Raw genomic sequence first — 17,650 nt, 5'->3', positions numbered from 1 at the left:
CTTCGCCGGGGTGGTGGTCTTCGCTATCGTGGAGAGAACAGTACCTCTAGTGTCGTCGGCCGTCCGCTGGGCGTTGCGGCGGCGCTTTACCCAATCTGGTCGGGCGGTCGAGCAGTTCGCCGCCGCAGTTCGGGCAGCGCTCGTCCAATGCTTCCGCACATTCCGCGCAGAAGGTGCATTCGAACGAGCAGATGAACGCGCCCGGCGCATCGGCGGGGAGGTCGGTGGCGCAGCGTTCGCAGGCGGGGCGCATTTCGAGCATCAGGCGGCGGCCTTTCGTACGGCGTCGCAGATCCGGTCGACGACCTGTTCGACCTGCGCGGGGTCATCGCCTTCGGCCATCACGCGGATCACCGGTTCGGTGCCCGACGGGCGGATGACGAGCCGTCCCTTGCCGGCGAGTTCGGCCTCGGCCTCGGCGATCACCGCCTTGACCGACTCGTCGTCGAGCGGCTTGCCACCGGCGAACCGCACGTTCTTGAGCAACTGCGGCAGGGGCTCGAAGCGGTGGAGGACTTCACTTGCCGGCGCGCCCGAGCGCTTCACTTCCGCCAGGATCTGGAGCGCCGCGACGAGGCCGTCGCCGGTGGTCGCATAGTCGCTGAGGATGATGTGGCCCGACTGTTCGCCGCCCACATTATAGCCGCTGCAGCGCATCTTCTCGAGCACGTGGCGATCGCCGACCGCGGTGCGGACCAACCCCAGACCTTGCGCGGCGAGATGGCGTTCGAGGCCGAGGTTGGACATCACCGTCGCGACCAGTCCGCCGCCCGCGAGCCGCCCCTGGCGGGCCCAGCTGGCCGCGATCGTCGCCATCAGCTGGTCGCCGTCGACGATCGTGCCGGTCTCGTCGACCACGATCAGCCGGTCCGCGTCGCCGTCGAGCGCGATACCGATGTCCGCGCCGCTCGCGACGACCGTCTCGGCGAGCATCTGCGGCGCGGTCGAGCCGACGCCGTCGTTGATGTTGGTGCCGTCGGGCGTCACGCCGATCGCAACGACATCGGCGCCGAGTTCCCAGAGTGCCGACGGTGCGACCTTGTACGCGGCGCCGTTGGCGCAATCGAGCACGACCCGCATGCCGTCGAGGCGAAGGTTCTCGGGGAAGGTCGACTTGGCGAAATGGATGTAGCGGCCCTGCGCATCCTCGATCCGGCGGGCGCGGCCGATCTGGTCCGAGGGGACGAGCGGCACGTCACCGTCGATCAGCGCTTCGATCGCAGCCTCGGCCTCGTCCGACAGCTTGTAGCCATCGGGACCGAACAGCTTGATGCCGTTGTCGGCATAGGGGTTGTGGCTGGCGGAGATCATCACGCCGATATCCGCGCGCATCGACTGGGTGAGCATCGCCACCGCGGGCGTCGGCATCGGCCCGACCATCACCACGTCCATGCCGACGCTGGTAAAGCCCGCGACGAGTGCGGATTCAAGCATATAGCCAGACAGCCGCGTGTCCTTGCCGATCACGACGCGGTGCCGATGGTTGCCGCGCTGGAAGTAGGCGCCTGCTGCCATCCCGACCTTCATCGCCATCTGCGCCGTCATCGGCGAGACGTTGGTGGCGCCACGAATGCCATCGGTGCCGAAATATTTCCTTGCCATCGTGCGTGCTTTCCGTCCGGTATCGGTATTCGACGCGTTGATAGCGCGGTAGACTATGAAGGGCGAGCATGTCGCAGACAACACGAATTCTTGCCGCGCTGATCGGCGGTATCGCGATCGGCATCGCCGCCGCCGCGTGGTCGCCGGAGAACGCGCTGGCGGCGACCGCGGTGACTCAACCGATCGGTTCGGCGTGGCTGCACGGATTGCAGATGGTGATCGTGCCGCTCGTCGTCGGGCTGCTCGTGACCGGAATCGGCGCGACGACCGAGGCCGCGCGGGCCGGGCGGGTCACCGTGCGCGCGATGGTGATGATCGTCGTCATCCTGTGGAGCACGACGATCATGGCCGCGCTGGTCATGCCGTTGATCCTGGATGCCTTCCCGCTGCCAAGCGCGCTCGGCTCCGCGCTGCGTGCCGCGCTGACGGGCGCCGCGCCGGTCGGGCCGGTGCCTGGGATCGGCGCGTTCTTCGATACGATCGTGCCGACCAACATCGTCGCTGCCGCCTCCAGCGATTCGTTCCTGCCGCTGACCGTCTTCGCGCTGGCGTTTGCCTTTGCCGTGACGAAACTGCCCGACGATCGCCGCCGCGTGCTGACCGGCTTCTTCCAGGCGGTGGTCGATGCGTTGCTGATCATTATCAAATGGGTGCTGAAGCTGGCGCCGATCGGCATCTTCGCGCTCGCTTACGGCGTCGGCGCACGCACCGGTACGGCGGCGTTCGGGGCGCTGCTGCACTATATCATCTGCGTCTCGGCGATCGGCTTCATCGTCCTGCTCTGCGCCTATCCGATCGGCATGATCGGCGGCCGGGTCAGTTTCGGCCGGTTCGCGCGCGCGGTCGCGCCGGCCCAGGCGGTGGCGATCAGTACTCAGTCTTCGCTCGCCTCGCTGCCGGCGATGTTGAAGGCCTCGACTGACCTCGGCGCGTCGCCCGCCACCGCGGGGATCGTCCTGCCGCTGTCGGTCGCGGTGTTCCGTGCGACCAGCCCGGCAATGAATCTCGCGGTCGCGCTCTACGTCGCGCACTGGCTGGGGCTGCCGATCGGGCCGGGGCAGATGGCGGCGGGCGTGGCGACCGCGGCGATCACGACGATGGGGTCGATCTCGCTGCCCGGCACGATCAGCTTCGTCGCCTCGGTCGCGCCCGTGGCGTTGGCGATGGGCATCCCGCTCGAGGTGCTGGGTCTGCTCATCGCAGTCGAGACCATACCCGACCTATTTCGCACCGTCGGCAACGTGACTATGGATACCGCCGTCACCATCTCCGTGTCAGCCAGAAGTGGCTCGCAGGAGATTCCAGATGAAATATCGCACGCTCGGTCCTGATTTCGAGATTTCCGCGCTTGGCCTCGGCTGCATGCCGATGGCCGGGATCGGCAAGGGCATGTACGGCGAGGCGAACGCCGATGAGAGCATCGCCACGATACACCGCGCGATCGAGCTTGGCGTGACGCTGTTCGATACCGCCGAGATCTATGGCCCGCTGGTCAACGAGGAGCTGATCGGCAAGGCGATCCGGGGCAAGCGCGATGGCGTCGTGATCGCGACGAAGTTCGGCTTTCGCTATGACGAGAACGGGATGACTGGAGTCGACTCGACGCCCGCCAATGTGCGGCGCGCGTGCGAGGGGTCGCTGAAGCGGCTCGGGGTCGAGACGATCGACCTGCTGTACCAGCACCGCGTCGATCCGGGCGTGCCGATCGAGGATACGGTCGGCGCGATGGCGGAGCTCGTCCGAGAGGGCAAGGTGCGGCATCTGGGGCTTTCGGAAGCCGGGCTCGACACGATCCGGCGCGCCGCGGCGACGCATCCGATCGCGGCGCTGCAGAGCGAGTATTCGCTGTGGGAGCGCGGGGTCGAGGACGAGATCCTGCCGCTGTGCCGCGAGCTGGGGATCGGGTTCGTGCCCTATTCGCCGCTCGGCCGCGGGTTCCTGACGGGGCAGATCACCGCTCGGTCGGATCTGCCCGAGGGTGACTACCGCCGGAATGATCCGCGCTATTCGGACGAGAACTTCGCCAAGAACATGGAGATGGTCGCGGTGGTGAAGGGGATCGCGGACACGCATGGCGCGAGCCCGGCGCAGGTGGCGCTGGCGTGGCTGCTGGCGCAGGGCGCCGATATCGTACCGATCCCGGGGTCGAAACGCCGCGTCACGCTGGAGGACAGCATGAAGGCGGCGGATGTCACGCTGTCGGCGGACGATCTCGCCAAGCTCGATGCGGCGGCGCCGAGGGGCGGCACGGCGGGGCCACGCTACGGCGAGAAGGCGCTGTCGATGACGCGGATCTGAACTGCTACTTCGGATCCTCCCCCGCCAGGGGGAGGATCCGAAGGCAACGGCGGGGGAGGACACGCGACATAGGACGTCGTGTACCGCCCCCTCCGTCAGGCTGCGCCTGCCACCTCCCCCTGGCGGGGGAGGATTGAAGCGGGGCCTTACTGGACCCCGTGCATCCACTTCTTGATCAGCGGCGAGATCAGCAGCAGCACGACGCCGATCCCCGCCGACACCAGTCCGATCGTCCAGAACACGCCCGCATAGGTGTCCAGGCTGACCTTCAGGTTCGTCACCTGTCCGCCGACCGTCTCGACGCTCGCCACCTGCGCGACGACGCCCGCGACATATTGTGCGACCGAGATCGACAGGAACCACACGCCCATCATCAGCCCGACCACGCGCGCGATGGACAGCTTGGTGATCATGCTGAGCCCGACCGGCGAGATGCAGAGCTCGGCGAACGAGTGAATGAAGTACAGACCCGCCAGCCACCAGATCGCGACCTTGAACGACGGGCCGACCATGCTCGCGCCCCAGACGAGGAACAGGAAGCCGACGCCGACGCCGATCAGCGCGATGCCGAACTTGACCGGGATCGACGGCTCGATGCCCTTGGCGGCCAGCTTGGTCCACAGGATCGACATCACCGGTGCCAGCGCGACGATGAAGAACGCGTTGAAGAACTGCGTCTGGCCGGCCGAGATGCTGAACAGGCCGAAGACGCTGAGATCGGTGTTGCGATCCGCAAACAGCGTGAGGCTCGAGCCCGCTTGCTCGAACAGCGTCCAGAACACGACGTTGAACACGATCAGGACCATCGCCGCGAGCATCATCTGGAACTCGCGCCGCTCGCCGTTCACGAACGACCAGATCAGGATGCCCGGCACCGCGATCAGGAACGTGCCGAACAGCAATTTGCCCATCAGCGACAGTGAGACGATATAGCCGACGATCCCCGATCCGGGGACCGGCGGCTCGGCGTTCATCAGGTTGACGAACAGCAGGTAGAAGATCGGGATGCCGAGCAGCGCGAGCGCATAGATGCCGAGCGCGCGATCGGGGCCGGTGCGCACCGGCGGCTCGCCGTAACCGTTCAGTTTGCCGCCATCGAACTGGATCAGCGTCCACGACGCCAGCATGCCGACCGCGGCGAGGCCGAAGCCTGCCCACCAGCCGACCGCGACCGCGAGGAACGGACAGAGCAATTGCGAGAACAGCGAGCCGAGGTTGATCCCCATGTAGAAGATCGTGAACCCGGCATCGCGGCGCTTGTCGCCCTGCGCGTAGAGCTCGCCGACCATCGTCGAGATGTTGGGCTTGAAGAAACCGTTGCCGACCGAGATCATGCAGAGCGCGAGCAGCATGATCGTGACGTAGAAGCTGCTGCGTTCCGCGCCGGACTCGAAGCCGCCCTTCTCCACCGTCCGCGCGGTCGAGCCGTCGGCGCTGAGCAGCGAGACGGTGCCGTCGTCATTGCCCTTGATCTTCAACCGGCTCGCGCCGTCGACGAGATAGCGGACTTCGCTGTCGGCTTGGTCGACGACCTCGATCGCATAACGCTGGTTGGCGATCGTCGCATAAGGCTTGGCGGTCTCGCCGCCGAAGCAGAGCAGCAGATACCCGAGCGCCATGATGATCGCGCCGAACTTCACCGCGCGCTTGGAGCCCAGATACTGGTCCGCGAGATAGCCGCCGATAAGCGGCGTCAGATACACCAGAGCGGTGTAGCCGCCGTACAGACCGGTCGCCTCGCGGTCGCCGAACACGAAATGCTTGGTGAGATACAGCGTGAGCAGCGCGCGCATGCCGTAATAGCCAAAGCGCTCCCACGCCTCGGTGGTGAACAGCCGCGCCAGCTGGCGGGGATGCCCGAACCAGGTTTCGCCGGAGGCCGGGTTGCTATGGGTGATATCCGGCTCTCGCGGGGTATCCGCGGTCGGGGTGTCCACCATTCTTACGCTCCCTGATACTCGTCCTGGCCACCGTCGAACGCGGAGCCGTTATGGCGCGCAACCTAGCGGCAAAGCCCGGCCTGTAAATATCGGACATCAGGGCCTATCTGCCGAAACATGCTCAACGACCGCTCCACGCCGCTATCGCTGCTCGCCACCCGCCGCTCGGGAAAGCCGCGCGACCTGATCGCGCCCGGCCCCGATTCCTACCAGCTGGCGACGATCCTGGAGATCGCGGCGCGCACGCCCGATCATGGCAAGCTGGCGCCGTGGCGGTTCGTGGTCGTGGGTGAGGAGCACCGGGGGGCGCTGTCGACGCTGATCACCGACGCCTATCTGGCGGAACGGCCCGCGGCGTCGCGGACGGAACTCGAGTCGCTCGACCAGTTCGCGCATCAGGCACCGACCTTGGTGGTCGTCCTGTCGTCGCCGAAGGAGAGCAAGATTCCGCTATGGGAACAGGAGCTTTCGGCGGGCGCGGCGTGCATGAACCTGCTGCACGCGGTCCATGCGGAGGGATTTGCGGGGGGCTGGCTGACGGGTTGGCCGGCCTATTCGGACAGGGTGCGCGATGCGTTCGGCTCGGCTGCCGAGCGGATCGCCGGGTTCCTGTTCATCGGCACGCCGTCGCGCGCGCTCGACGAACGGCCGCGACCTGATATGGCACGGCTGGTATCGCACTGGGGTTCGTGAGGCTCGACTTTCGAGCTAATTGCTGTATTAGAACAGCATGACAGCGCTCAGCAGCGACGACAGCCCCGTATATATCCGCCTTCGCAGCACGATCGCCGCGGGGATTTTGCGAGGCGACTACCGCGCGGGCGACCAGCTTCCCTCCGTCCGCGCGTTTGCCGCCGAGCAGGGGGCCAATCCGCTGACGGTCGCCAAGGCGTATCAAAGCTTCCAGGACGATGGGTATGTCGAGGTGCGGCGCGGGGTCGGCATGTTCGTGATGCCGGGTGCGGCGGAGGCATTGCGGGTAGCCGAGCGCGAGAATTTCGTGACGACTCAGTGGCCCAGGATCTTGGGGCATATCGAGTTGCTGGGGCTGGATGCGCGTGATCTGCTGGAGCGTGAGCAGGCTTAGGACGCTTGCGATCGAACGCCGCACTTGTCCTGCCTCTTCTCTTCGTTCTTCCCCGCTCCCGTTCGTCCTGCCCTCCCGTTCGTCCTGAGTAGTCATCGAGTAGTCGCGTAGCGGCGTATCGAGAGGACGTATCGAAGGACAGGTTGGTGCGCGGAACCCATGCTTCGATACGCGCCCTCGATACGTCCCTGCGGGACTACTCGGTCGCTACTCAGCACGAACGGGGGTGGGGTGGGAGCGGCTCGGGGCTCAGGGCTAGGGGATCGTGCCCCGTGGGCCACGGTCTACGATCTACGGTCTACGGTCTACGGTCTACGGTCTACGGTCTACGGTCTACCATTCGGAACCGCGCGCGAGCTTTAGAACAACCCCAGCGCCGCGACATCGTCGACGCTCAGGTCGATGCCGAACAACAGGCTCATGCGGATGCGGTACACGCGCGGATCGGTGACCTCGCCGACCGACGTATCGGTGCCCGAGCGACGGCGGTAATGCCGCCCGATGAGCGAGGCAAAGCCGTTGGGCAGGACGATGCTGGCGATCGGCGTGTGCGTGAAACGGCTGGCGGGGGCAGTCGAGGTCCAGTGGTTCGACATTGCGAGATCCGCGTCGAACACCGGTGCTAGCGTGAAGCTGTATTGCGGCTGGAACCCGTCGCCCGATCCTCGCCCGTCCGTCGTCATGGGATCGCCGTCGCGCAGCAGCATCCAGCCGCTTTCGGTGGCTTCAAGCCGGAAACGGGCGCCGTCGGGCGCGGTCGCCTCGGCACTGTCCGCCAGCGGAAGGACCGGCGTGTAGCTGCCGCCGAAACCGGTGTCGGCGATCCAGTCCTGCCCGTCGATCGTCACGAGCGCGAAGGTATGGGTCTGCGGCGGCACGTCAGTCGCGGCGATCCAGACGCGCGCGAGCAGTGGGCGGGCGGTGAAGCCGAGCTCGGCGAGCGCGTCGAGGAACAGGCGGTTATGCTCGAAGCAATAGCCGCCGCGGCGCGCGGTCACCAGCTTGGCGAAGACCGATGCGCTGTCGATCGCGATGCCGCGGCCGAGCACGACGTCGAGATCCTCGAACGGGATGGCAAGGCGGTGCGCGTGCTGGAGACGGCCGAGACCGATCGAGTCGAGTGTCGGCCTTGCGGGCATCGCGACACGGAGGAGGTAGGCGTCGAGGTCGAACATCTGGTTTTCTGTATCCCTTTTCCTGATCCCCATACCGTTCGTGCTGAGCGAAGTCGAAGCACCTGAGTGTGGGACCAGCCCTTCGACTTCGCTCAGGGCGAACGGAAGGTGGAGGATCGGACGGGGGTAGAGGGCAATGTACGAGGCCGGGCCTTTCCACTTACGTCATCCTGGGCTCGATCCAGGATCCAGAGCCACGGACGCTAGTGCGCGTGGCTCTGGATCCTGACTTTCGTCAGGATGACGGGGGGCCGGGAGGAGATCAGGCCGCGAACAGGTCTGCTTCGATCGCGTACAGCACCGCTGCGCTCGCATTCGCCGCCGCGTTCAGGCCCATCGCCTCGGGGACGATCTGGTCGAGGTAGAAGCGCACCGAGGCCGCCTTCATCCGGCCGAAGTCGTCGGTGCCCGCTACACCGCCCTGCCGCTCCATCAGCCAACCGCAGGTTGCGACCGACAGCATCGTCAGGAACGGATAGCTTGCCGCGAGCTTGTCGTCGGCGTCCGCGGTCGCCAGGCGACGCCCGATCGCCTCGCACGCGTCGACCAGCGCGAGCAGACGCTCGTCCTTCGACTCGGCGCGGATGTCGGCGATCAGGGTGGCGAACGCACCGCCGTTATCCAGGCCCAGCTTGCGACCGACCAGATCCGCCGCCTGGATGCCGTTGGTGCCCTCGTAGATCGGCGTGATGCGGGCATCGCGGAAATACTGCGCGGCGCCGGTTTCCTCGACATAGCCCATGCCGCCGAACACCTGGATGCCGAGGCTGGCGACCTCGTTGCCCAGATCGGTGCCGTGCGCCTTGGCGAGCGGGGTCACGAGTTCGAGGCGATTGCGCGCGGCGTGATCGCCCATATTGGCGCGATCGACCTGCCCGGCGGCGTAATAGACGAGCGCGCGCGCCGCCTGCGTCTGCGCCTTCATCCGCATCAGCATGCGGCGGACGTCGGGATGCTCGACGATCTTGACCGAGTCCTTGTTCGGCGAGCCCGCGCGCGCCGACTGGACCCGGTCGAGCGCATAGGCGACCGCGCCCTGCGTCGCGCCCTCGGCGACCTGGACGCCCTGAAGTCCGACGTTGAGGCGCGCGTTGTTCATCATGGTGAACATCGCGCGGATGCCGCCGAGCTCCGCGCCGATCAGCTCGCCGACGCAGTCATCGTTGTCGCCGAAGCTCAGCACGCAGGTCGGCGAGGCGTGGAGCCCCATCTTGTGCTCGATCGAGACGACGCGGACGTCGTTGAAGTCGCCCGGGGTACCGTCGTCCTGCAGCCGGTATTTGGGCACGAGGAACAGCGAGATGCCCTTGGTCCCGGCGGGGGCACCGGGGGTGCGGGCGAGGACGAGGTGGACGATGTTCGGCGCCATGTCGTGATCGCCGAACGAGATGTAGATCTTGGTGCCCTTGATCGACCATTTGCCGTCGCCAAGTGGCGTCGCGGTTGCGCGGAGCGCGCCGACGTCGGAGCCTGCCTGCGGCTCGGTCAGGTTCATCGTGCCGGTCCATTCGCCGGTCGCGAGATGGGGCAAGTACAGCGCCTGCTGTTCGGGGCTGCCGTGATGCTGGAGCGCCTCGATCGCGCCAACGGTCAGCGTCGGGCAGAGCGCGAAACCCATGTTCGCCGAACCCAATGTGTCGAGCACCGCGGTCTGGATCGCGAAGGGGAGGCCCTGCCCGCCCCATTCTTCCTCGACGCCGATCGTGCCCCAGCCGCCCTCGACATAATCCTTGTACGCCTGCGCGAAGCCGTCGGGCATGACGACGCCGTCGGGGGTCCACTTTGCGCCGACGGTGTCGCCGGTGCGGTTGAGCGGCGCCCATTCGCCGGCGGCGAGCTGGCCGACGCCTTCCAGGACCGCGTCGACGACGTCGTCGCTGGCGGCGGAGTAGCGTTCGGTATTCGCGAGTTCGGCGATCCGCACGACATGGTCGAGCACGAAACGCTGTTCGGTGGTTGCTGGGGTGAAGGCCATCGCATCCTCTTATCGCTATGCTTTGCGCCCGCTATAGGCCTTCAGAATGACCCGTCCACACCCAGTGATTTTACCGTACGGCACGGCCGCGGTCGCCGAGGCCGCCGCGCTGATTCGCGACGGCGGGATCGTCGCGGTGCCGACCGAGACGGTGTACGGGCTCGCCGCGGACGCGACGAATGCCGAGGCGGTGGCGCGGATCTATGCGGCCAAGGGCCGTCCGAGTTTCAATCCGTTGATCGTGCATGTCGCCGATCTGGCGGCGGCGGAGCGGATCGCGGTGTTCGACGCCGACGCGCGCGCGCTGGCCGCGGCGTTCTGGCCGGGGCCGCTGACGCTGGTGCTGCCGGTGCGGGGGGATTCGGGGATCGCTTCGCTGGTGACCGCGGGGCTGGCGACGATCGCGATACGGGTGCCGCGGCATCGCGCGATGCAGGGAGTGATTGCGGCTTCGGGCCGGCCGTTGGCGGCGCCGTCGGCCAATGCGAGCGGGGAGATCAGTCCGACCACGGCCGCACATGTGGCGGGGAGTTTGGGGGGGAACGTGCCGTTGATTATCGACGACGGGGCGACCGAGGCTGGGTTGGAGTCGACGATCGTGGCGGGGCGGACGGTGTTGCGGCCGGGGCCGATTACTTCGGAGATGATCGCGCTGCACCTCCCCGGCGACGGCCGGGGCCCAATTGGAACGTCGGATGTAACTGGGCGCGACGTGCATCATGGCCGTCCCCCAACTGGGCCCCGGCCTTCGCCGGGGGGGTGTGAAAATGGGGTGACGGCGCCGGGGCAGCTTGAGAGCCATTACGCGCCGAGCAAGTCGCTGAGATTGAATGCTACCGAGACAGCTTCGGACGAGTGGCTAATCGGTTTTGGCAGCGTCTTGGGGGATGTCACGCTGTCGGCATCGGGTGACCCGATCGAGGCGGCGGCGCGGCTGTTCGATCTGCTTCACGCTGCCGACGCAAACGCCTGCCCACGCATTGCCATCGCGCCGATCCCGCTCGACGGTATCGGCGAGGCGATCAACGACCGCCTGCGCCGCGCCGCACACCGTTGATGCTGTTCCCCCGCGCAGGCGGGGGTCCAGGGTCTGACGGCGCTACGGTATTTAGGTGGGCCCCCGCGTCCGCGGGGGAACGGCTACTCTCTCGTCGTTACGCGTTAACGGCCGCCTTCGACCGTGCCGCGAAGCTCTTGCGCAGCTTCTGCAGCTTGGGCGGGATCACCGCCATGCAGTATGGGTTCGAGCGGCCCGAGGTTTCCCAGTAATCCTGGTGATAGCCCTCGGCCTCGTACCACGTATCCATCGGCTCGATGGTGGTGACGATCGGCTTGGGCGAGTCTGCCTGCGCACGTTCGAGTGCCGCCTGCATCTCCGCCTTCTGCGCATCGTCCGCCGGGAACATCGCCGAGCGATACTGCGTGCCGACGTCGTTGCCCTGCCGGTTCAGCGTCGTCGCGTCGTGCGTCGCGAAGAAGATGTCGAGCAGGTCGCCGAGCTTCAGTTGCTCGGGATCGAAGCCGATCCGGATCGCCTCGGCGTGCCCGGTGTCGCCTCCGCAGACCTGCTTGTAGGTCGGGTTGGGCACGTGCCCGCCGATATACCCGCTCTCGGCGCTCTTTACGCCGATCACGTCCTTGAACACAGCCTCGGTGCACCAGAAGCAGCCGCCGGCCAGCGTTACATAATCCGTCATCACGATCTCCTTTCTCCCAAGATAGGAAGTCGCTACCCCACAACAAAGAGGAGACGCACGTGGTCGACGGCCCAAAGCTCGATGGTAAGGTTATGGTCACCGGCGGTGCCGGCTATATCGGCAGCCATGCGGTGCTGGCGCTGCTCGACGCCGGGTATGACGTCGTCGTGCTCGACAACCTCGTCACCGGGTTCGACTGGGCGGTCGATCGCCGCGCTACGTTGGTCGAGGCGAACGTCGCCGACGACGCGAAGGTACGCGCGGCGATCCGGACGCACGGCGTCCGCGCGATCATGCATTTCGCCGGCTCGGTGGTGGTCCCCGAGTCCGTCAGCGATCCGCTCAAATATTACCGCAACAACACCGCCGCCAGCCGCGCGCTGATCGAGAGCGCAGTCGTCGAGCATGTCCCCCACTTCATCTTCTCGTCGACCGCCGCGACCTATGGCACGCCCGAGAAGGTGCCGGTCGCGGAGGGCGATCCGACCGTGCCGATCAACCCGTACGGCATGTCGAAGCTGATGACCGAGGCGATGCTGCGCGACGTCGCCACGGCACACCCGATGAACTACGCGGCGCTGCGATACTTCAACGTCGCGGGTGCGGATCCGCAGGGGCGCAGCGGCCAGTCGACCGTCGGCGCGACGCACCTGATCAAGATCGCGGTCGAGGCGGCCACCGGCAAGCGCGGCCATGTCGGCGTCTACGGAACCGACTTCGCCACGCCTGATGGCACCGGCGTGCGCGACTATATCCACGTCACCGACCTTGCCGCCGCGCATGTCGCCGCATTGGAAGTCCTGGTTGCCGAACCGGCCGAGAGCCACACGCTCAACGCCGGCTACGGCAAGGGCTTCTCGGTGCTCGAGGTGCTCGATGCGGTCGACAAGGTCACGAACAGAACGATCGAGCGGCGTCTCGAAGGGCGTCGCGCGGGCGATCCGGCGATGCTGGTGTCGGACAATCGCGCGATGCTGGAACGGCTCGACTGGACGCCGCGTCACGCCGATCTCGACCGGATCGTCCGCGATGCGCTGGCGTGGGAGCGGGCGCTGGCGGAGAAGGGCCGGTGAGACTCCGCTCGCTCCTGTTCGTGCCGGGCGACCGGCCCGAGCGGATGGTCAAGGCGCTCGGGCTGGGGGCGGACGCGCTGATCCTCGATCTGGAGGATTCGGTTGCACCTGCGGGCAAGGCCGCGGCGCGCGCGCATGTCGCCGCGGCCCTCGCCCAGCCGCGGACGGTGCCGCTGTTCGTGCGGATCAATCCGCTCGATTCGGGGTTGGCGGACGACGACCTTGCGGCGGTGCTGGCGGGCAAGCCGGATGGCATCGTGCTGCCCAAGGCGGAAGGCGCGGCCAGCCTCACCGCGCTCGACGCCAAGCTGAGCGGCGACACCCTGATCCTGCCGATCGCCACCGAAACGCCCGCGGCGATCTTCACGCTCGGCAGCTATGGCGGTGTCACGAACCGGCTCGTCGGGCTGACCTGGGGCGCGGAGGATCTGCCCGCCGCGATCGGAGCGGCCACCTCGCGCGAGGCGGACGGATCGTACACCGCGCCGTATCAGCTCGCGCGGTCGCTGACGCTGTTCGGCGCGCATGCCGCGGGGGTGGCGGCGATCGAGACGGTCTATCCCGATTTCCGCGATCTCGACGGGCTTGCCGCCTATGCCGCGCGGGGGCGGCGCGACGGCTTCACGGGCATGATGGCGATCCACCCGAGCCAGGTCGCGGTGATCAACGCCGCGTTCACGCCGTCGGCCGAAGAACGCGCCAACGCTCAGGCGATCGTCGACCTGTTCGCCGCCAATCCGGGCGCGGGCGCGCTGCAGATGGAGGGCAAGATGGTCGACGCGCCGCATCTGAAGGCGGCGAAGGCGCTGCTAGCGCTCGCCGCCGATTGAGGCGCGTACGCGCGCGGTCGCCAGCCACCAGGCGAGCGCCCACAGCGTGCCGAAGCTCCACCCGGCCAGCACGTCGCTCGGCCAGTGCACGCCGAGATACACGCGGCTGCACCCGATCGCGCCGACCAGCAGGATCGCGACGACGAGCAGATACCGTCTGGTCGCGCGGTTCTCCGTGACCTGCGACGCCAGGCCAGCAAGCGTGAGATAGACGATCGCGCTGTTGGCGGAATGCCCGCTGGGGAAGCTCATGTTCGACACGGTGACGAGGTGTTCGACGATGTCGGGACGCGGGCGGTTGACCTGCGCCTTGACGAAATCGACGATCAGCCCGCCGGTGATGCTCGCCGCCAGCGTCGCCAGCGCAGTCAGCCAGAGTCGCTGGACGATCAGCAACCCGGTGACGACGACCACGACGAGCGTCAGCACGATGCCGCCGCCGAGCGCGGTGACGTCGATCGCGACGTTGGGCAGCCAGGACGGGCCATGCCACGCGCGCAAGCCGAGGATGATCGCGCGGTCGAACGCGAACGGCCAGTGATCGACGGCGAGACCGACGAGGAGGATCAGGATAATGCCGACGGCGGCAACCGATGCGCCGGCAAGAATCGCCGGGACATGCCGCGACCTGCTCGGCGCATCGCCCGAGGAATCGATGGTGGGTCCGCCGGGGCTCGAACCCGGGACCTCTCGATTAAAAGTCGCTTGCTCTACCAACTGAGCTACGGACCCCCGCCATCGTGGACCGCGCACCTAATCGCGTGGCCGCTTTCGGTCAACCGATTGCGCCAATTGCCGTATCGTTCTGCCCGTCAGCGGATCGCGCCATTTCGGGACGAGGCCGGCAAGGGGGCCGAGCACGAAGCCGCGGGTGCGGAAGGCGGCGTGCGGCACGGTAAGACCCGGCGACGACCAGGCGCCACCCGACCAGAGGATGATGTCGAGGTCGATCACGCGACTGCCCCAGCGGCGGCCGGGGCGGCGACCGAAGCTGCGTTCGATCCGTTTGAGGCGGACGAGCAGCGCCGCCGGAGTCTCCGGCGTCTCGATCAGCGCGACGGCGTTGGCGTAGCGGCGGTTCGACGGCCCAAGCGGTGCGCTGGTGACGGTCGGCGATCGTGCGACGACGTCGCCGAGTGCCTTCAGCGCGGCGGCGATCTCGCGCTCGGGGCTCCCGTGGCGGCCGCGTCGGTTGGAGCCGAGCGCGATGGCGTAGGTGGTTGCGGCCTGTGCGATCGGCGGGAGCGGGGTTGCAGGCGACATTTCGTCCGCCTAGCGCAATCCCATGGATTCCACACCTTACGCTTCCGCGCTTCCCGACGCCGCGATCGGCTCGGCCGACGAGATCGACGTCACGACCGTCTTCGCGCCCGTATCTGCGCTGCCCGAGACCGAGCCGCCGCATGATTGCCCGCTCTGCCCCCGCCTCGTCGGGGTGCGCGAGCAATTGCGGACCGAGTTCCCGACCTGGTGGAACGCCCCCGTCCCCGCGTTCGGCGATCCGGCGGCGTGGCTCGGCATCATCGGCCTCGCGCCCGGCAAGCATGGCGCGAACCGCACGGGCCGCGCGTTTACCGGCGATTATGCGGGGCAGTTCCTGTACGAGACGCTCGGGCGGTTCGGGCTCGCGACCGGCACCTATGGCGCCAAGGCCGAGGACGGTCTGGCGCTCGACGGCGCGATCATCCTCAACGCGGTGAAGTGCCTGCCACCCGAGAACAAGCCGACCCCGGAAGAAATCCGGACCTGCCGGCCGTTTCTCGAGACGCAGGCGGACGCGGTGCCGACCGCGCGCGTGTTCGTGGCGCTGGGGCATATTGCGCATCAGTCTGCGGTGAAGATGCTGGGTGGACGGTTGCCCAAGGCGCGCTTTGCGCATGGGGCGGAGCATGTGATGCCCGATGGCCGCATCCTGATCGATAGCTTCCATTGCTCGCGCTACAACGTGAATACCGGCGTGTTGACTGCGGAGATGTTCGACGCGGTCTTCGCGCGGGCGCTGGCGTTGCGCGAGACGATTTGAGACGAGGGGCAAGCTGAGCGGGTACTGGACCGTGATCGGACGCTAGGCACTTCTACACCTCCCCGGCGGAGGCCGGGGTCCAGTTGGGAAGGTCGCTGTAACGGGGCGTACCGTTCAGTTAGCAGCGTTCACCAACTGGACCCCGGCCTCCGCCGGGGAGGTGGGAAACGGTGGAGTCGGGGGTAATGGGTGCTGTAGACTCTACTCGATCACCCAGGCCTCGCCGGCTTCGGGCGTCCGAAAGCGGTCCGCGGCGATGTGCTCGCGGATCAGCGCCGCGCGGAGGTGATCGGGCGGCTCGTTGATCCCTTCCGCGGTCAGTTCGAACGTGCCCCAGTGGACGCCGATCGCATAGGCCGCGCCGAGCTGTTCGAACGCGGTCACCGCCTGGTCCGGCCCGATGTGATTGTCCGTCTCGTGGCCTGCGAAATGATATGCGCCGATCGGCAGGATCGCGAGGCGGACCGGCCCTGCGCGGCGCGCCTCGGTTGCCCAGAGCATGTCGCCGGGTCCGGTGTCGCCCGCGAAATACAGGTTGCCGCCGGGCAGCGTCACGGTGAACCCCGCCCATAAGGTCGTGTCGCGGTCGCCGGGGTCGTATTGGCTCCAGTGATGTGCGCGCGCGACGATCACGTCGATGCCGGGACGAAGCGTGACCCGCCCGCCCCAGTCGCGCGCTTCCGCATGGACGCCGTTCCGTGCGAGGATCTGGTCGTTGCCGAGGCCGGTCACGATCAGCGGTTTGTCGCGGTGCCACAGCCGGCGCATCGCGTGCATGTCGAGATGGTCGCGGTGATCGTGGCTGAGTAGGATCATGTCGATCTTGGGCAGGTCCTCCAGCCGCACGCCGGGCGCGCGGACGCGCTTCACGCCGAGGAACTGCACCGGTGACGAGCGTTCGAGCCACATCGGATCGGTCAGGATGTTGAGCCCCTGCGTCTGCACCAGCACGGTCGAATGGCCGATCCAGGTGACGCGCATCGTCCGGCCGTCGACATGCGCCGGCGGCCGCGACGGGGTGACGGGGACTTCGGGCCAGCTTCGATAAGGCGGCTTCACCAGATTGCGCAGCAGCGCGACCGGGCCCTGTTTCTGCTCGCCGGTGCTGCCCTGCACGCCGTCCGGGTTGAAGAAGCGCGTGCCGTTGAAGTGATCGCTTTGGGGGAAGCTCTTGACGGACGGCGTCGCGCAGCCGGCGAGCAGGGCAACCAGCGGCAGCAAAAGATAGCGAGCGTCGCGTAACGTCATGGCGCGCTTACAAATATGTCACCCGACCATCAGCGTCCAGTCACGCGCGGAAGGCTAGAACGATCGCCATGGACGATGATTTCGAAGTGCGCGGGCTGCATGAGCAACTGTCGGAAGAGCGTGCCGCGGGCGGGGAGGCGTTCGACCAGCGGATCGCGTTGTTCACCGCCATCCTGGCGACGCTGGCGGCGGTGACGAGTTTCCTCGGCGGGCATACGCAGAACGAGGCGCTGCTCCACAAGAACGAGGCGGTGCTGATCAAGGCGCAGGCGTCGGACGCGTGGGGCTATTACCAGGCGGAGGATCTGAAGCGGCATATCGCGCAGATGGAGGTCGATCTCGCCCCGCCCGGGTTCGATGCGACGCGGATGGCGACGCACCGCGCGGATATCGTGCGGTACACGGCGCGCGGGACGGCGCTGAAGCGGGAGGCGGAGACGCTCGACCGGCAATCGGCGATGGCGAACGCGGAATCGGACGAGGCGCTTCGGCCGCATACCAAGCTGGCGCTGGCGGTGACCGCGATTCAGGTGGCGATCGCGCTGGCCTCGATCACCGCGCTGACCGGGCGGCGGTGGTTGCTGTGGGTGGCGGGCACGGCCGCGCTGGTCGGCGCGCTGCTGGCAGGGATGGCGTTGTTCTGACGATCGCCCCCAATACCCGTCATCCTGGGCTCGACCCAGGATCCAGAGCCGCATCCGC

18 protein-coding genes and 1 tRNA gene are annotated in these 17,650 nt (G+C 67.3%); 9 read left to right on the top strand and 10 right to left on the bottom strand.

Annotated elements, in window-relative coordinates; genetic code table 11:
• Positions 1-46: 46 nt before the first annotated feature.
• Together HMP09_RS13110 and glmM are read right to left on the bottom strand one after the other, a co-directional pair.
• On the bottom strand, positions 47-262 hold the full coding sequence (locus tag HMP09_RS13110) for a DUF1272 domain-containing protein (protein ID WP_176500723.1): 216 nt from the start codon (positions 260-262) through the stop codon (positions 47-49).
• The gene (glmM, locus tag HMP09_RS13105) at positions 262-1,602 is read right to left on the bottom strand and encodes a phosphoglucosamine mutase (RefSeq protein WP_176500722.1); all 1,341 of its coding nucleotides are present in this window, start codon (positions 1,600-1,602) and stop codon (positions 262-264) included. The genes HMP09_RS13110 and glmM overlap by 1 nt, the downstream gene beginning before the upstream one ends.
• 68 nt (positions 1,603-1,670) lie before the next feature.
• Between glmM and HMP09_RS13100 the strand changes: the two genes are divergently transcribed.
• Together HMP09_RS13100 and HMP09_RS13095 are read left to right on the top strand one after the other, a co-directional pair.
• The gene (locus HMP09_RS13100; protein ID WP_176500721.1) at positions 1,671-2,933 is read left to right on the top strand and encodes a dicarboxylate/amino acid:cation symporter; all 1,263 of its coding nucleotides are present in this window, start codon (positions 1,671-1,673) and stop codon (positions 2,931-2,933) included.
• A complete protein-coding gene (locus tag HMP09_RS13095) occupies positions 2,908-3,900 on the top strand; it encodes an aldo/keto reductase (protein ID WP_176500720.1) in 993 nt (330 codons plus the stop codon). The genes HMP09_RS13100 and HMP09_RS13095 overlap by 26 nt, the downstream gene beginning before the upstream one ends.
• A 146-nt stretch (positions 3,901-4,046) precedes the next feature.
• On the opposite strand, the gene HMP09_RS13090 is transcribed toward HMP09_RS13095, so the two are convergent.
• Positions 4,047-5,840 carry a peptide MFS transporter gene (locus HMP09_RS13090; RefSeq protein WP_176500719.1) on the bottom strand — a complete coding sequence of 598 codons (1,794 nt, stop codon included), beginning with the start codon at positions 5,838-5,840 and terminating at the stop codon, positions 4,047-4,049.
• Positions 5,841-5,957: 117 nt separating this feature from the next.
• Here HMP09_RS13090 and HMP09_RS13085 point away from each other — a divergent pair, with 117 nt between their 5' ends.
• A complete protein-coding gene (locus HMP09_RS13085; RefSeq protein ID WP_176500718.1) occupies positions 5,958-6,533 on the top strand; it encodes a nitroreductase family protein in 576 nt (191 codons plus the stop codon).
• A gap of 37 nt (positions 6,534-6,570) precedes the next feature.
• The gene (locus HMP09_RS13080; RefSeq protein WP_176500717.1) at positions 6,571-6,927 is read left to right on the top strand and encodes a GntR family transcriptional regulator; all 357 of its coding nucleotides are present in this window, start codon (positions 6,571-6,573) and stop codon (positions 6,925-6,927) included.
• Between the two features lie 359 nt (positions 6,928-7,286).
• Here the strand turns inward: HMP09_RS13080 and HMP09_RS13075 are convergent, their stop codons facing one another.
• Positions 7,287-8,102, bottom strand: a complete 816-nt coding sequence (locus tag HMP09_RS13075) for an arylamine N-acetyltransferase family protein (RefSeq protein ID WP_176500716.1) — start codon at positions 8,100-8,102, stop codon at positions 7,287-7,289.
• A gap of 262 nt (positions 8,103-8,364) precedes the next feature.
• Positions 8,365-10,077, bottom strand: a complete 1,713-nt coding sequence (locus HMP09_RS13070) for an acyl-CoA dehydrogenase (protein ID WP_176500715.1) — start codon at positions 10,075-10,077, stop codon at positions 8,365-8,367.
• A 46-nt stretch (positions 10,078-10,123) separates the two neighbouring features.
• Here HMP09_RS13070 and HMP09_RS13065 point away from each other — a divergent pair, with 46 nt between their 5' ends.
• A complete protein-coding gene (locus tag HMP09_RS13065; protein WP_176500714.1) occupies positions 10,124-11,134 on the top strand; it encodes an L-threonylcarbamoyladenylate synthase in 1,011 nt (336 codons plus the stop codon).
• 97 nt (positions 11,135-11,231) lie between these two features.
• On the opposite strand, the gene msrA is transcribed toward HMP09_RS13065, so the two are convergent.
• Positions 11,232-11,774 carry a peptide-methionine (S)-S-oxide reductase MsrA gene (msrA, locus tag HMP09_RS13060; protein ID WP_197942432.1) on the bottom strand — a complete coding sequence of 181 codons (543 nt, stop codon included), beginning with the start codon at positions 11,772-11,774 and terminating at the stop codon, positions 11,232-11,234.
• A gap of 92 nt (positions 11,775-11,866) precedes the next feature.
• On the opposite strand from msrA, the gene galE reads away from it, so the two are divergent.
• Both galE and HMP09_RS13050 read left to right on the top strand, forming a co-directional pair.
• Positions 11,867-12,847, top strand: a complete 981-nt coding sequence (galE, locus tag HMP09_RS13055) for a UDP-glucose 4-epimerase GalE (RefSeq protein ID WP_176501771.1) — start codon at positions 11,867-11,869, stop codon at positions 12,845-12,847.
• The gene (locus tag HMP09_RS13050; RefSeq protein WP_176500712.1) at positions 12,844-13,677 is read left to right on the top strand and encodes an HpcH/HpaI aldolase/citrate lyase family protein; all 834 of its coding nucleotides are present in this window, start codon (positions 12,844-12,846) and stop codon (positions 13,675-13,677) included. Before galE ends, HMP09_RS13050 begins: the two co-directional genes overlap by 4 nt.
• On the opposite strand, the gene HMP09_RS13045 is transcribed toward HMP09_RS13050, so the two are convergent.
• The 3 genes from HMP09_RS13045 to folK all read right to left on the bottom strand — a co-directional run bounded on the left by HMP09_RS13045 (position 13,657) and on the right by folK (position 14,940).
• The gene (locus HMP09_RS13045; RefSeq protein WP_176500711.1) at positions 13,657-14,178 is read right to left on the bottom strand and encodes a phosphatase PAP2 family protein; all 522 of its coding nucleotides are present in this window, start codon (positions 14,176-14,178) and stop codon (positions 13,657-13,659) included. The genes HMP09_RS13050 and HMP09_RS13045 overlap by 21 nt on opposite strands.
• 155 nt (positions 14,179-14,333) lie before the next feature.
• A tRNA-Lys gene (locus HMP09_RS13040) sits at positions 14,334-14,409 on the bottom strand.
• 21 nt (positions 14,410-14,430) lie between these two features.
• A complete protein-coding gene (gene folK / locus HMP09_RS13035) occupies positions 14,431-14,940 on the bottom strand; it encodes a 2-amino-4-hydroxy-6-hydroxymethyldihydropteridine diphosphokinase (protein WP_176500710.1) in 510 nt (169 codons plus the stop codon).
• A 22-nt stretch (positions 14,941-14,962) separates the two neighbouring features.
• Between folK and HMP09_RS13030 the strand changes: the two genes are divergently transcribed.
• Positions 14,963-15,700, top strand: a complete 738-nt coding sequence (locus HMP09_RS13030) for a uracil-DNA glycosylase (RefSeq protein WP_176500709.1) — start codon at positions 14,963-14,965, stop codon at positions 15,698-15,700.
• A 201-nt stretch (positions 15,701-15,901) separates the two neighbouring features.
• Here HMP09_RS13030 and HMP09_RS13025 read toward each other — a convergent pair whose 3' ends face one another.
• Positions 15,902-16,948: an MBL fold metallo-hydrolase gene (locus tag HMP09_RS13025; protein ID WP_176500708.1), complete on the bottom strand. Its 1,047-nt coding sequence runs from the start codon at positions 16,946-16,948 to the stop codon at positions 15,902-15,904.
• A 68-nt stretch (positions 16,949-17,016) separates the two neighbouring features.
• On the opposite strand from HMP09_RS13025, the gene HMP09_RS13020 reads away from it, so the two are divergent.
• Positions 17,017-17,592, top strand: a complete 576-nt coding sequence (locus HMP09_RS13020; RefSeq protein ID WP_176500707.1) for a DUF4337 domain-containing protein — start codon at positions 17,017-17,019, stop codon at positions 17,590-17,592.
• Positions 17,593-17,650: the final 58 nt, after the last annotated feature.

This window comes from Sphingomonas sp. HMP9 (assembly GCF_013374115.1).
GTDB lineage: Bacteria > Pseudomonadota > Alphaproteobacteria > Sphingomonadales > Sphingomonadaceae > Sphingomonas.
Note: the sequence above shows the minus strand (reverse complement) of the source record. Positions and strands in the feature narration are given on the sequence as shown.

Excerpts from the sequence above, each read along its gene's own strand:
- HMP09_RS13090 (WP_176500719.1), bottom strand. The coding sequence starts at position 5,840 with ATGGTGGACACCCCGACCGCGGATACCCCGCGAGAGCCGGATATCACC.
- HMP09_RS13065 (WP_176500714.1), top strand. The coding sequence starts at position 10,124 with ATGACCCGTCCACACCCAGTGATTTTACCGTACGGCACGGCCGCGGTC.
- HMP09_RS13085 (WP_176500718.1), top strand. The coding sequence starts at position 5,958 with ATGCTCAACGACCGCTCCACGCCGCTATCGCTGCTCGCCACCCGCCGC.
- HMP09_RS13110 (WP_176500723.1), bottom strand. The coding sequence starts at position 262 with ATGCTCGAAATGCGCCCCGCCTGCGAACGCTGCGCCACCGACCTCCCC.
- HMP09_RS13075 (WP_176500716.1), bottom strand. The coding sequence starts at position 8,102 with ATGTTCGACCTCGACGCCTACCTCCTCCGTGTCGCGATGCCCGCAAGG.
- HMP09_RS13100 (WP_176500721.1), top strand. The coding sequence starts at position 1,671 with ATGTCGCAGACAACACGAATTCTTGCCGCGCTGATCGGCGGTATCGCG.
- HMP09_RS13070 (WP_176500715.1), bottom strand. The coding sequence starts at position 10,077 with ATGGCCTTCACCCCAGCAACCACCGAACAGCGTTTCGTGCTCGACCAT.
- glmM (WP_176500722.1), bottom strand. The coding sequence starts at position 1,602 with ATGGCAAGGAAATATTTCGGCACCGATGGCATTCGTGGCGCCACCAAC.
- HMP09_RS13080 (WP_176500717.1), top strand. The coding sequence starts at position 6,571 with ATGACAGCGCTCAGCAGCGACGACAGCCCCGTATATATCCGCCTTCGC.
- HMP09_RS13020 (WP_176500707.1), top strand. The coding sequence starts at position 17,017 with ATGGACGATGATTTCGAAGTGCGCGGGCTGCATGAGCAACTGTCGGAA.
- HMP09_RS13025 (WP_176500708.1), bottom strand. The coding sequence starts at position 16,948 with ATGACGTTACGCGACGCTCGCTATCTTTTGCTGCCGCTGGTTGCCCTG.
- folK (WP_176500710.1), bottom strand. The coding sequence starts at position 14,940 with ATGTCGCCTGCAACCCCGCTCCCGCCGATCGCACAGGCCGCAACCACC.
- HMP09_RS13030 (WP_176500709.1), top strand. The coding sequence starts at position 14,963 with ATGGATTCCACACCTTACGCTTCCGCGCTTCCCGACGCCGCGATCGGC.
- galE (WP_176501771.1), top strand. The coding sequence starts at position 11,867 with ATGGTCACCGGCGGTGCCGGCTATATCGGCAGCCATGCGGTGCTGGCG.
- HMP09_RS13095 (WP_176500720.1), top strand. The coding sequence starts at position 2,908 with ATGAAATATCGCACGCTCGGTCCTGATTTCGAGATTTCCGCGCTTGGC.
- msrA (WP_197942432.1), bottom strand. The coding sequence starts at position 11,774 with ATGACGGATTATGTAACGCTGGCCGGCGGCTGCTTCTGGTGCACCGAG.